We start from the raw sequence: 13,485 nt of genomic DNA on the forward strand, positions 1-13,485 counted from the left end.
ACAACATGAATGGCCGATGACAACAATAGCGGGCAAGACTACGGTGCCGATTCCATTAAGGTTCTCAAAGGGTTAGAGGCCGTTAGAAAGCGTCCGGGCATGTATATCGGTGATACCGATGACGGGTCGGGCCTGCACCACATGGTTTATGAGGTTGTCGATAACGGGATTGACGAGGCGTTAGCCGGTCATGCCGACCATGTTTACGTAAAGATTAACGCCGATGGATCTGTCACTGTCGGCGATAATGGTCGCGGGATTCCTGTGGGTGTCCACGAGGAAGAAGGCGTATCCGCGGCCGAGGTCATCATGACTCAGCTGCATGCGGGCGGGAAGTTCGACAGCAACTCCTACAAGGTTTCGGGCGGTCTACACGGGGTTGGTGTATCGGTGGTTAACGCCCTGTCCGACTATCTTGAGCTGCGCATATGGCGGGACGGGAAAGCGCATTATGCGCGCTTCGAGGGTGGTTTCACGACCGAACATCTGCGCGTCGAGGGCGACGCTGGCGGGCGAAAAGGAACCGAGGTCACCTTTCTCGCGTCGACCGACACGTTCAGCGACCGCAATTACGATTTCCACACGCTGGAAAAACGTCTGCGCGAGCTGGCTTTTTTGAATTCCGGCGTGAGAATTATTCTTGAAGATATGCGGCCCGCTGAACCGCTCAAAGTCGACCTGTTCTATGAAGGCGGTGTGAAGGAATTTGTCAAATATCTGGACCGCTCCAAGACGCCGTTGATGGATGAACCGATCTACGTGACCGGCGAACGCGACGATATCGGCGTCGAGGTCGCGATGTGGTGGAACGACAGTTACAACGAAATGGTGCTGCCATTCACCAACAACATCCCGCAGCGGGATGGGGGCACGCATATGGCGGGCTTTCGCGGTGCGTTGACCAGAGCGATCAGCAAATATGCCACAGAAAGCGGGATTGCGAAAAAAGAGAAGGTCTCGTTGACTGGCGACGACGCGCGCGAGGGGCTGACCTGCGTCTTATCGGTCAAAGTGCCTGATCCAAAATTCTCGAGCCAGACCAAGGACAAGCTGGTCAGTTCAGAGGTTCGCCCGGCAGTTGAAAGCCTGATGAACGAAAAGCTGAACGAATGGTTCGAGGAAAACCCGAACGAGGCGAAGGCGATCATCACCAAGATTGTCGAGGCCGCCGCCGCGCGAGAGGCTGCGCGGAAGGCCCGTGAAATTCGCCGAAAATCGGCTATGGATGTCAATTTCAACGCCTCCAAGCTGAAAGATTGTTCGGAAAAAGATCCGTCGAAGACCGAAGTCTTTCTGGTCGAGGGTGACTCTGCCGGGGGTTCTGCCCAGACAGGGCGTGACCGTGGTACGCAGGCGATCCTGCCCCTGAAGGGTAAGATCCTTAATGTGGAACGCGCCCGGTTTGACCGGATGCTGTCATCGCAGGAAATCGGCAACCTTGTGATGGCGCTGGGCACCGGTATCGGTCGCGATGAGTTCAATATCGGCAAGCTGCGTTACCATAAGGTTATCATCATGACCGATGCCGACGTGGACGGGGCGCATATCCGGACTCTGCTGTTGACCTTTTTCTTCCGCCAGATGCCGGAATTGATCGAGGGCGGTTACCTCTACATCGCGCAACCACCGCTTTACAAAGTGGCGCGGGGTAAGTCAGAGGTGTACCTGAAAGACCAGGCCGCGATGGACGATTACCTGATCGAACAGGGGATCGAGGGCGCGTTGCTGCGGCAAGGAAACGGCGAGGAAATCTCGGGTGCTGACCTGCGCCGCGTCGTGGACGAAGCACGACAGCTCAAGCGGGTTTTGGAAGCGTTTCCAACGCATTACCCACGCCATATCCTTGAACAGGCGGCGATTTCGGGGGCGTTTGTCCCCGGCGCGGTAGATGCCGATTTGCAAGGCGTGGCGGACCGCGTGGCCAAACGGTTGGACCTGATCGCGCTGGAATGGGAGCGCGGCTGGCAGGGCCGGATCACGCAGGACAAGGGTATTCGTCTGGCGCGGATTTTGCGTGGTGTTGAGGAAGTGCGCACGTTGGACGGGCCGATGCTGCGATCCGGTGAGGCGCGCAGGACGGGATCGTTCACACAGAGTCTGCAGGATGTCTACAACCTGCCCGCCACGCTGGTGCGCAAGGACCGGAGCCAGATCATCCATGGGCCGCTGGAATTACTGAAAGCGATCCTTGAAGAGGGCGAAAAAGGCCTGTCTTTGCAACGATATAAGGGTCTGGGCGAGATGAATCCGGATCAGTTGTGGGAAACTACGCTGGATCCGGATGCGCGGACGCTGCTGCAGGTGAAGGTCGAGGATGTGGCCGAGGCGGATGACCTGTTCACCAAGCTCATGGGTGATGTGGTCGAGCCGCGGCGGGAGTTTATCCAGAACAACGCGCTGAACGTGGAGAATTTGGATTTCTGAGCGGTTTGCGCAACGGTCGGTGCCCGGTTTTTCGGCGATCCTCCCAAAGCGATAGTTAATGCCCTTGTTTTGTTGGGTTCGGCGGATGCACCGCGCGTGCAGCAGGCGTACACACAGCGTACACACACTTGTGCAGCAGGGGCGTGGTTAACGCGGCGTGCGGTCGAAAGAGTTGCTGATTGGTTAACGCAGTCCCGCATCAAGTGCGGGACTGCATTGTGCTCAGACCGATCCGACCGCCTTCAAGGCAAACGCATAGGATCGCCCTGCGTCCTCAAGCGCCGCAAACCGCCCTGATTTACCGAAATGGCCGGAGGTCATGTTGGTGCGCAGCATCAGGATGTTGTCGTCCGTCTTTGTCACACGCAGTTTGGCCACCCATTTTGCGGGCTCCCAGTAGGTCACGCGCGGGTCGGAGACCCCGGCAGCGACCAGCATCGCGGGGTAGTCCTGCGCGGTGACATTGTCATAGGGTGAATAGCCTTGGATATCGTCGAATGCCTCTTTGCTTTCGATCGGATTGCCCCATTGGGACCACTCACCCGGCGTCAGGGGCAATGTGTCATCGAGGATGGTGTTGAGCACGTCCACAAATGGAACATCGGCGATGGCCCCAGCGAGCAGATCGGGCCGCATGTTCAGGACCGCGCCGACCAAAAGGCCGCCAGCAGAGCCGCCCTGAATGACGATCTTTTGCTTGGCCGTATAGCCATCCGCGATCAGCTTTTCACCTGCCGCGATGAAGTCGTGGAAGGTGTTTACCTTTTTCCCGAACTTGGCGTCCTCGTACCAGGCGCGCCCCTTTTCCTCGCCCCCGCGGATATGGGCGATGCAATAAACGAAACCTCGATCGACCAGCGACAATCGGTTGGACGAGAATGAGGCGGGCATGCTGGCGCCATAGGAGCCGTAGCCGTAGAGCAGGCAGGACGCAGTGCCGTCGATCGGCGTGTCCTTGTGATGCAGGATCGTCAACGGCACCTCGGCCCCATCATGGGAGGGTGCTGTGATCCGCTGTGTGACGTAATCCGCAGGGTCGTGACCGGACGGTATTTCGACCTGTTTCATCAGGACCCGTTCGTCGGTCTTCAGGTCGTAGTCAAATACCTGCGCGGGCGTCGTGGGTGAGGAGTACGTGAAGCGGAAGGTGTTGGTGTCGTATTCATCGCTCGGGTCGCTGCCCAGCGCGTAGGCCTCTTCATCGAAGGCAATCGTTTGCGCCTGCGTCTGCGGGTCCTCGCCCGCGCGGACAAAGCGGATACGGGGGAGGGCGTTTTCACGCTCCATCCAGATCATCCAATCCTTGTAGGCGGACATACCGATGATCATGCGGCCCTGCTGATGCGGCACGATATCGACCCAGTTTTCGTGACCGGATGCCGCGACCGGCGCGTGCACGATCTTGAAGTCGAGGGCGTTGTCGTTGGTCATGATCAGGAAGTCATCGCCCTGATGTTCGACATAATACTCGATCCCCTGGCGGCGGGGCTGCACGACCTGCGGGTCGGCGTCGGGTGTCGTGGTCGGGATAACGAGGGTTTCGTTTTCGTCGTTCATACCGGTGCCGATTTCGATGAACGCGCCCGAACGGGATCGATCGACGCCGACATAGTAGCGCAGGTCGTCTTCTTCATAGACCAGCACATCGTCGGATTGCGGTGTGCCGATCGTGTGCCTGTAGACCTTGTTTGGCCGGTGATTCTTATCAACCTTGACGTAGAACAGGATCGTGTCGGTGGCCCATGCGACGGAGCCCACATCTTCGAGGATATGTTCGCCGTCTTCGCCGCTGCTTAGGTCACGTAACCGCAGTCGGTAGAATTCCGACCCGTTGGTATCGGCCTTCCACGCCAGCGTCTTGTGATCCGGGGATACGTTCAGCGCGCCAAGCTGAAAATAGTCATGCTCTGCCGCTTCCTTGTTCACGTCCAGCAGTACATCGGCATCGCCCCCGTCGCGCGGCGTGCGGACATAGGTCGGGTATTCGTCGCCTTCGGCGTAGCGCATGTTGTAGGCGAATGGGCCATCCTTGCGCGGGACGCTGCTGTCGTCCTCTTTAATCCGCCCGCGCATTTCAGCGATCAGCTTTTCCTGCAGGTCCGCCGTGTCGGCCATCGCGGCCTCGTAATAGGTGTTTTCGGCGTTCAGATAGGCCTTGATATCATCGGGCAGCTTGTCAGGTTCCCGCATCGCCTCTTGCCAGTTGTCGGCGCGCAGCCAGTGATAATCATCCGTCAACGTGACGCCGTGATGGGTGGCGGTCACCGGCTGTTTGTCGGCAATGGGCGCGTCGGGAAGGGCAGGGAAAATAGCGGACATGGCGGCTCTTTCAGGTTGGGGACAGACCGAGTGTAGTCCGTTCCCCGACAGCCGCAATCACAACCCGCCGATGTGGTGGGTCCCACGTTTCTTTGCCAAGGCGATCTGTTTTTGTCGTTCGCGGAAACGGGCCTTGTCGTCGTCGGATGTCTCATCCACGCATTGGTGGCACGACACGCCCTCCTCATAAGCCGGATGATTCCGATCCTCTGGCCGCAAGGGCCTGCGGCAGGCATGGCACAGAATATGTGGCCCCTCTTTCATGCCGTGTCCGACGCTGACGCGGGCGTCGAAGACAAAGCAATCGCCGTTCCACGTGCTGTTTTCCTGCGGCACCTCTTCGAGGTATTTCAGGATGCCACCTTTGAGATGATAGACGTCCTCGACCCCTTGCCCCAGCAGATAGTTCGTCGATTTCTCGCAACGGATGCCGCCCGTGCAAAACATCGCGATTTTCTTGTTGTGAAAGCGATGCTTGTTGTCTTCCCACCACGCAGGAAACTCCCCGAAGGATTTTGTTTCCGGGTCGATAGCGCCGTCGAATGTGCCGATGGCGACCTCATAATCATTGCGCGTGTCGATGACGGCGACGTCGGGGGCGCTGATCAGGGCGTTCCATTCCGTCGGGTTTACGTAGTGACCCACGCGCGCCTTGGGGTCGACATCCGGTTGGCCCATTGTCACGATCTCGCGCTTCAATCGCACTTTCATCCGGTTGAAAGGCGGCACGGTCGCTGTGCTTTCCTTCCATTCCAGATCGGCGCAGCCGGGCATGCCTTTGATATGCGCGATCACGGCGTCGATGCCTGCGCGGTCGCCTGCGATCGTCCCGTTGATCCCTTCATGCGCCAAGAGCAGCGTGCCGCTGATCCCGTTTGTCTTGCACAGGTTCAGAAGCGGGCCGCGCAGTGCGTCGGGCGCGTCGAAACGGGTAAAGTGGTAAAGGGCGGCGACGGTGTACATGGCGGTCAGATAGGCGCTGGCGTTTTCAAGGGCAAGTCGCGTGATGCCGCGATGGCAAGGCCATCGGCGACGGCGGTGAAGGCCTCGGCCCGTTCCAGCCGCGCGTCGGGAAAGAGGTCGGTCATTGCGGCCTCGACCGCCTGCAGAAGGCTAGAGCCGCCGACGAAAACGACCGTCGTGATCCTGTCAGGTGGGAGATCGGCCATGGCGAGCGTCTCGGCCGCGGCATCCTTGATCTGCCCTGCGAACGGATCGAGGATCGTGCTGACCTGACGTTTTGTAATTGGGACGGCCAGATCGGGCTCAACCACATGCAGATTGATATGCGCCTGGCCAGTATCGGGTTCGTTGATGGCGATTTTGCCGGCCTCTGCCGCGAAGGCGATGTCGTGACCCAATTCCATCTCAAGCACGGTTTTGAGGCGCTGGAACAGGATCGGGTTAACGCCAAGTCGGGCATAGTCGGACGCCATACGCAGATTGTCGGGTGTGTAGACGAAGGGGATCTTTTGCCAGGTAGCAAGGTCATTGTAGATCGCGTTGGGGGCGACATGCCGACCGTTGCCAAGCATGTTCTTGATCTCTGCGCTTCGACCCAAAAGCGGCATGACCTCGGCAATACTGATCGCGCGGTCAAAATCTGTACCGCCCAGCCGCACACCATGGCTGGCGATGATCTGCGTCCCTTCATCTTCTCGGGTGAAGATCGAAAAATCGGACGTACCACCGCCGATATCGACGACAATGCCCATATCGCCCTTACCCAGCGGGCCACTGGCCAGCGCCGCCGCCTCGGGTTCAAACATGAAGGTCACGTCAGTGAAACCCGCCAACAGATAAGCATCGCGCAGGTCGATTTCGGCCTGTGCGTTTCTGTCGTGGTCGCTGGAGTGAAAGCGGACAGGGCGACCGGACACGGCACGGTCGTAGGTCTCTCCCGTCTCGGCCTCGGCCCGTTCGCGGATCATTCGCAGGAAACGGGCGACGACGTCGATCAGCGTCAGACGCTCATGCGCGATCCGCCGCTTTTCGCGCATCAGCGGGGTGCCAAGGACGGATTTCAGCGCACGCATGAACCGCCCTTCACGTCCGTCGATCAGCGCGGCATTGGCGGCAGAGCCGTAGGAGGTGCTCCGTTGATCGTAGTCGAAGAAAACGGAGGTGGGCAGTGTTTTACGACCCGGTTCGACGTCAATGAGGTATGGGCGACCGTCGCGCACAATGCCTGCGGCGGAATTGGAGGTGCCAAAGTCGATACCGAGAACTGCCATGACGGCCCACGTTTGCTGATGCGAAAGACGCGCGGTTTAGGGGGATCATTTGAGTTTGGCAACCCCGTGCCCGGCTTGACCCGGTACCTTAAAGTGATGGCCGTCAGAGGCCCCGAATCGGGTCCAGGGCGGGTTCACTTTTTGGCGTCCCGGCGCTATCCCCTGCGCATGCAACGTGTGATGATCTGTGGTGGCTCGGGGTCGGGCAAAAGCACGCTTGCCCGGATCATGGGCGCGCGGCTGGGCCTGTCCGTGCATCACATGGATCACATTCACTGGAAAGCGGGCTGGGTTGAGCGCGATCAGGATGAACGCAAGGCGATGGTGCGGGATATCGTCGTGAATGAGACATGGATCATCGAAGGCAATCATTCGCGCACCCATCAAGAGCGATTGGCGCACGCCGATACGCTTATCTGGCTGGATTTTCCCATTCTGTTACGGCAATGGCGTGTCTTTGCACGCACGATCAAGTCATATGGCAAGGTTCGCCCGGATTTACCCGATGGCTGCCCCGAGCGTTTTGACCGGGGCACGCTGGAGTTCTGGGGCTTTATCTGGCGGACGCGGCGGGCCGCCCGTGCAAAGCTGGCGGCTATCGCGGCTGATCCAGGGCATTTGCGTATCTACCATCTACAAACCCGCTCGCAGGTGGCGGCGTTCGTTGCTAGCTTGCCTACAAAGAAGGAGAGCCCGACATGACCCATGCCTTGCTTGTCATCGACGTGCAAAATGATTTTTGTCCAGGCGGCGCCCTCGCGGTTGCGGGCGGGGATGAGGTCGTACCCGGCATCAATGCCGCGATGGCTGATTTCGAGGCCGTGATCCTGACGCAGGACTGGCACCCGGCGGGTCATTCATCTTTTGCCTCGACCCACGATGCAGAACCGATGTCGATGACAGAGATGCCCTACGGCCCGCAAGTGCTGTGGCCCGATCATTGTATTCAAGGGTCTGACGGTGCCAGTTTCCACCCGGATCTGCATGTGGACCGGGCCGACCTGATCATCCGCAAGGGATACAATCCGGTCATCGATAGCTATTCCGCCTTTTTCGAAAATGATAAAAAGACGCCGACGGGGCTGGAAGGGTATCTGCGTACCCGTGGGATCGCCTCGTTGACGCTTGTGGGTCTCGCTACGGACTTTTGCGTGAATTATTCGGCGGTCGACGCAGCGAAGCTGGGTTTTGCCGTGACCGTACAACAGGAGCTGTGCAGAGCCATCGATCTGAACGATTCGTTGAAGGCTGCAAAAGACGGAATGCATGCCGCGGGCGTGAGTCTGACCTGACGACAGCCGGAACTATCCCTTGGCAACACCGGCAAAGCATCGCCGATGACGATGGTGCAGGATCGGCTTAATCGGCGGAACTTGGCACAAGTCGCGCTCTGGTATCCTTGTTCGTATGCACAGCGGTGATGGATCTTTAGCTGTCGGTTGCAACACCAATGCAACGGATCGTCAGGGACAGTGATGACTCAGGATTACACAAGCACGTCGGGAAACACGACAAGCGGCGCAATCGTGCGCGGCTTTGACAATCATGCGGTCGGAAACAGCTATACGCGGGACCTGCAGGAACAAGACTGGGATTACCGCGACGGTGCCGGTGACACAAGCGAGGTCGCGACGATCAGCGATGAACACGCCGTGTCGGGCGGACAATCGCTGCGCGTCGATTACAGCAGTGACGAACGGGTCAAGACGGCATCGAAATGGGAATTGCCACCTGAAGACGAGTATTTCTTGTCCTACTGGGTGCGGTTCGACGACGATTTTTCGTTCAACGGGGTCGAGAAAAGCGGGGGCAAACTGCCTGGCCTGGGCGCCGATGAGGTGCCCACGGGTGGTGACGACGTCACCGGTGAAAACGGATTTTCCGCACGTTACATGTGGCGTTATGACGGCCAGGCCGAGCTGTATCTATATCACATGGACAAGGCCGGCACGTTCGGCGACAGCGTGAAGTTCCGCTATGACAACGGTGATTACGCCTTTTTCGAAACGGGCAAATGGCACAACATCGTTCAGCGTGTAAAAACCAATACCGATGACAATCCAGATGGCGAGATCGACGTCTGGCTGGACGGCGAACAGGTCGTCGATATCGATGGCGTGCGATTGTCGGATAACGGTCAGATGATCGACGTCTTCTATCTGAGCACGTTTTACGGTGGTGGTGGCACGAACTGGCTACCCCCCGAGGACACCAGCGCGCACTTCGACGAGGTGGTCATCAGTACCAATGCCTCTGATGTTGGGATCGACCCCGCCGCGATCCGTTCGCCGGGTGAAAATCCCGATGACCGCCCGATCGGCGATGGTGTCGTCAAAGGCATTCAGCCTTTTGAGCCGGAAGAAACGACATATGAATTGCAGGATGGCACGGCCGCGATCAACCACGACAAGCAATGGGGTGACGGTTATACCGCAACGCTGACCTACACGCCCGACGAGGACGTTTCGGACTGGATGATCCGGGTCAAAACACCGGGTCCGTTGAACGATATCTGGAACGCCGAGATCGTTTCCTATGACAACGGGGTCTACACGCTGCGCGCGACGACCAAGCCGGAATTGGATGCTGGCGAAAGCGCGAATATTCGCATCAAGGGCGCGGGGCACGGATCGCTGGTCGAATTCGTCGATGGTGACGAAAGCGGCAACGATAATCCGCAGCCACCGGAGCCGGACCCTGTGGAGCCCGATCCAATCGCGCCAGAACCGCCATCACCCGTCGTTCCGCAACCTGAACCCATCGATCCAACGCCGATCGCCGGCAAGGTCTTGATCGATCGCGAGTGGGACGGTGGTTTTACGGCCAACGTCATCTTTGCACCCGATGCCGGCACACAGGACTGGTCCCTGATGTTGAAGGGTGATGTCGATATCAAGGATATCTGGAATGCGGAAGTCATCGGCAGGGATGACGGGGTCTATACCCTGCGCGGGACGGCCTATAATCGCGACCTGGACGCAGGCGAGGCTGTCAGCATCAGGATCAAAGGGAGTGGAGATGCCGGATCTTTGAAGGTTCTGGGTGCCGACGCGCCTGCCGCCCCCGATCCGCAAACGGAACCGCCGCGCGAGATAAGTGATGCACCTGTTGAAGGTGAAGACGCACCAGATGCGGGCGGGATCACGACCGATTTCGAGGTCACAGGTCAATGGAACGGCGGGTTCAAGGCCGAGGTTTTGCTGAACAACGACACGGATCAGGTGATTTCGGATTGGTCGATGACCTTTGCGACCGACGGCTATGCGATCCGCCGCGCCTGGGGCGGCGAAATGGACGAAGTGGACGACAACGTGATGTTCGAAGCGTCACCATGGTTCAACGGTCTTTTGCCGGGTGAAGCATTACGGATCGGTTTTGTCGCGGACGGCGAACCGCCATCGGCGCTTTCAGATATGTCGATCCAAGCGACTACGGGGGAAGACGGCAGCCTGAGCGCCATGATGAGCGGTACGAGCGGGCCCGAGCATACCGATGACGATATCGCGCACGCCTTGTTCGCCGTATCTGAGGATGAAAAGCCGGAGCATACCGGAACGATGACTTGCAGTGTCGGCGTCGACGATCCCGGGCCTTGCACCCTTTTCGATCCGGCGACCGATGGCGGTTGGTTCTGATCGACGACCAGAGCAAGATGCCCCGTTTTCAGGCGATCTTGCTGACAGAGGCGTATTTGCGGTAGGCGACGGGTATGACTGCGATCGCCCCGCCCAAGAAACGGATCATCTCGATCAGCCGGATGATGATACTTGCGGTTGCCGCAATCATCACAGCGCTGTGTCTGCTGCCTTATCTCGGCGTCGTCGCCGCCGCAATGACGGGATCCGTCGGGACGCTGGTCCACCTGGCCGATACGGTGCTGCTGCGCTATGTCACGACCACGTTTTGGTTGGTGATTATCGTTATGCTGGCGAGCGCAATGATCGGGACCGGGACCGCTTGGCTGGTGACGATGACAGAGTTTCGCGGGCGGCGCTGGCTGGAGATCGCTTTGGCCCTGCCGCTGGCCTTTCCTGCATATGTTTTGGCCTATGGCTATACCCATATCCTTGACCATCCGGGTATTGTTCAGTCGACGTTGAGGGACGTGATGAACTGGGGCCCCAGGGATTATTGGTTCCCCGAAATTCGGTCGCTTGGTGGCGCGGCGGCGATGCTGACCTTGGTTCTTTATCCTTACGTCTATCTTTTGGCCCGAGCGGCGTTTGCGTCACAAAGCGGCTCTGCTTTTTTGGCGGCGCGGGTCCTGGGTAAATCACCGATGCGTGCCTTTCTGTCGGTGTCGATTCCCATGGCCCGTCCGGCAATCGCCGCCGGTGTCCTTTTGGTCGCGATGGAAACGATCGCGGATTTCGGTACGGTCGCCTATTTCGGGGTGCAGACATTTTCGGTCGGCATCTACACAAGCTGGTTTACCATGGCCGACCGCGCAGCCGCCGCCCAGCTTTCGCTAGGCTTGCTGGCCTTTGCGCTGCTTTTGGCCTTTTTGGAACGCTATAGCCGCGGGAACGCAGCCTATGTCGACAGTCGCCGCAAACCGCATCTGGATCGGATCACGCTTTCCGCCCGGAGCCAGATCGCCGCTTTCTGTCTATGTTTCTTGCCGGTGCTGTTGGGGGTCATTGTCCCAGTCGTTACGCTGACGACGATGGCCGTCGGGTCAGAGCAGAACCTGTTGAGCCCACGCTATCTGGGATTCGTGAAAAATTCGCTGATTTTGGCGTCTGTCGCAGCTTTGGTGACGGTCTTTGCCGCGATGGTTCTTGGAACGCTCAACCGTGTGACGCGAAGCTGGGCGACGGCGAGTGCGCTCTATCTTGGCAAAATCGGGTACGCCGTGCCTGGTGGGGTCATCGCTGTGGGGCTGCTGGTGCCATTCGCGGCTTTCGACAACGTTCTGGACGGATGGATGCGCACGAACTTTGGCGTTTCCACCGGGCTGCTTGTCACCGGGTCGATCTGGCTTTTGATCGCCGCCTACATGATCCGGTTCCTTGCCGCGGCGATTGGTGCGTATGAAGGTGGAATCGAATCTGTCGGGCCGAATATCGACGCTGCAGCCCGGACTCTGGGTGCCAATATGCGCGGTTTGGTCCGGCGCGTTCACGTGCCGATGTTACGGACGAGCCTGCTGACCGCTGGGCTGATCGTGTTTGTCGATGTGATGAAGGAATTGCCTGCCACGCTGATCATGCGCCCATTCAATTTTGACACTTTGGCTGTGCAGGCCTATCGCCTCGCGTCGGACGAGCGATTGAGTGGTGCGGCAGTACCCAGCCTTGTCATTGCGGCAATCGGGTTGATCCCGGTGATCCTGCTGTGCCGCAGGATCAAACGGGGCGCCGCGTAAGCGCCCCGTTTGGTCGGGGGTTATTCCCAGCCGACTTCGTTGAAGATGGTCTGCGCCTCGGGCACGTTCTTGGCGACCTGGCTGAGGTCCACGGCATCGGGGCGGAAGAGCCCGAGAGCGGCTACGGATTCCGACAGACCCACGCCCGGCACAGCCGGATATTCGTCGTTGCCCGCGCTGAAATATTGCTGCGCCTGGTCCGAGGCGAGGTATTCCATGAACGCGATCGCATTGTCCCGGTTCGGCGCATTGGCGGCCACGCCGCCACCAGACAGGTTCATATGCGCGCCTTCGGCGTTCTGTGCCGGAAAGACCCAGCCGATATTGGCCAGCGCGTCGGCGCTGAGGCCGTCGACATCCTTCCGCAAAGCGCGGGCAAAGTAATAGGTGTTCGAAATCGCGATATCGCATTCGCCCGAGACCAGACCGCGCAACTGGTCGGTATCGCCGCCCTGCGGATCACGTGCAAAGTTGTTGACCACGCCTTCGGCCCACCCCTTGGCCGCTTCGGCCCCGTGGTTTTCGATCACCGCAGATAGCAGCGTCTGCGAATAGACGTTGGTCGAAGAGCGGTGACAGACCTGCCCTTCATAGGCCGGGTCGGCCAGCGACACGTAATCCATCGGCGGGTTGGTCACGTCGTTTTTGTCATAAAAGATGATCCGCGCGCGCTGCGAAAAGCCAAACCACTGGTTGTCGGCGTCCTGCAGGCTTTCTGGGATCCGCGCCTCAAGCACGTCGCTGTCGATCGATTGCAGCACACCCGCATCTTTGGCGCGTTCGAGGCGCGATGTATCGACTGTCAGCAGCACATCAGCGGGCGAATTCGCGCCTTCGGCCTCCATGCGGGCGATCAGCTCATCAGCTTTTCCTTCGATGCGGTTGATGATGATGCCGGTCAGGTCGGTAAAATCGGAATATAGCCGTTCATCGGTGTCATAATGGCGCGAGGAATAGAGGTTCAGCTCACCCTCGGCCACGGCCGTCGTTGCGATCACGGATGCTGTCGCGGCCAGGATGAATCGGCTGGCGGTTTTGATTTTCATGGTCGAATCCCTTATTTGAGTTTTTTACTCAGATACCGGTTTTACGCACCTTGCCGTAGAAGTCCATATTTCCTGATCAATTTTGTCGGATTGA

9 protein-coding genes are annotated in these 13,485 nt (G+C 58.8%); 5 read left to right on the plus strand and 4 right to left on the minus strand.

Annotation, left to right across the window (positions count from 1 at the left end; translation table 11 throughout):
• The first annotated feature begins 9 nt into the window (after positions 1-9).
• A complete protein-coding gene (gyrB, locus tag V8J85_RS10160) occupies positions 10-2,424 on the plus strand; it encodes a DNA topoisomerase (ATP-hydrolyzing) subunit B (RefSeq protein WP_339953621.1) in 2,415 nt (804 codons plus the stop codon).
• Between the two features lie 222 nt (positions 2,425-2,646).
• On the opposite strand, the gene V8J85_RS10165 is transcribed toward gyrB, so the two are convergent.
• The 3 genes from V8J85_RS10165 to V8J85_RS10175 are packed head-to-tail and all read right to left on the minus strand — an operon-like array spanning position 2,647 to position 6,977.
• Complete coding sequence (locus V8J85_RS10165; RefSeq protein ID WP_339953622.1) at positions 2,647-4,743, minus strand: S9 family peptidase; 2,097 nt, start codon at positions 4,741-4,743, stop codon at positions 2,647-2,649.
• 57 nt (positions 4,744-4,800) lie between these two features.
• Positions 4,801-5,706, minus strand: a complete 906-nt coding sequence (gene trhO, locus V8J85_RS10170; protein WP_339953623.1) for an oxygen-dependent tRNA uridine(34) hydroxylase TrhO — start codon at positions 5,704-5,706, stop codon at positions 4,801-4,803.
• A 5-nt stretch (positions 5,707-5,711) separates the two neighbouring features.
• Positions 5,712-6,977 (minus strand): Hsp70 family protein, encoded by a 1,266-nt coding sequence (locus V8J85_RS10175; protein ID WP_339953624.1) that lies wholly within the window; start codon positions 6,975-6,977, stop codon positions 5,712-5,714.
• A gap of 168 nt (positions 6,978-7,145) precedes the next feature.
• On the opposite strand from V8J85_RS10175, the gene V8J85_RS10180 reads away from it, so the two are divergent.
• The 4 genes from V8J85_RS10180 (at position 7,146) to V8J85_RS10195 (ending at position 12,345) form a co-directional block, all read left to right on the plus strand.
• Complete coding sequence (locus V8J85_RS10180) at positions 7,146-7,679, plus strand: AAA family ATPase (protein WP_339953625.1); 534 nt, start codon at positions 7,146-7,148, stop codon at positions 7,677-7,679.
• Positions 7,676-8,269: a bifunctional nicotinamidase/pyrazinamidase gene (pncA, locus tag V8J85_RS10185; RefSeq protein ID WP_339953626.1), complete on the plus strand. Its 594-nt coding sequence runs from the start codon at positions 7,676-7,678 to the stop codon at positions 8,267-8,269. Before V8J85_RS10180 ends, pncA begins: the two co-directional genes overlap by 4 nt.
• A gap of 183 nt (positions 8,270-8,452) precedes the next feature.
• The gene (locus V8J85_RS10190; protein WP_339953627.1) at positions 8,453-10,612 is read left to right on the plus strand and encodes a polysaccharide lyase; all 2,160 of its coding nucleotides are present in this window, start codon (positions 8,453-8,455) and stop codon (positions 10,610-10,612) included.
• 74 nt (positions 10,613-10,686) lie between these two features.
• Entirely contained in the window at positions 10,687-12,345 is a 1,659-nt protein-coding gene (locus V8J85_RS10195) for an ABC transporter permease (RefSeq protein WP_445285892.1), read from the plus strand.
• 20 nt (positions 12,346-12,365) lie between these two features.
• Here V8J85_RS10195 and V8J85_RS10200 read toward each other — a convergent pair whose 3' ends face one another.
• Complete coding sequence (locus tag V8J85_RS10200; protein ID WP_339953628.1) at positions 12,366-13,391, minus strand: extracellular solute-binding protein; 1,026 nt, start codon at positions 13,389-13,391, stop codon at positions 12,366-12,368.
• Between the last annotated feature and the right edge of the window lie 94 nt (positions 13,392-13,485).

Source organism: Yoonia sp. 2307UL14-13, from assembly GCF_037572755.1.
In the GTDB taxonomy this organism is placed as follows: Bacteria; Pseudomonadota; Alphaproteobacteria; order Rhodobacterales; family Rhodobacteraceae; genus Yoonia.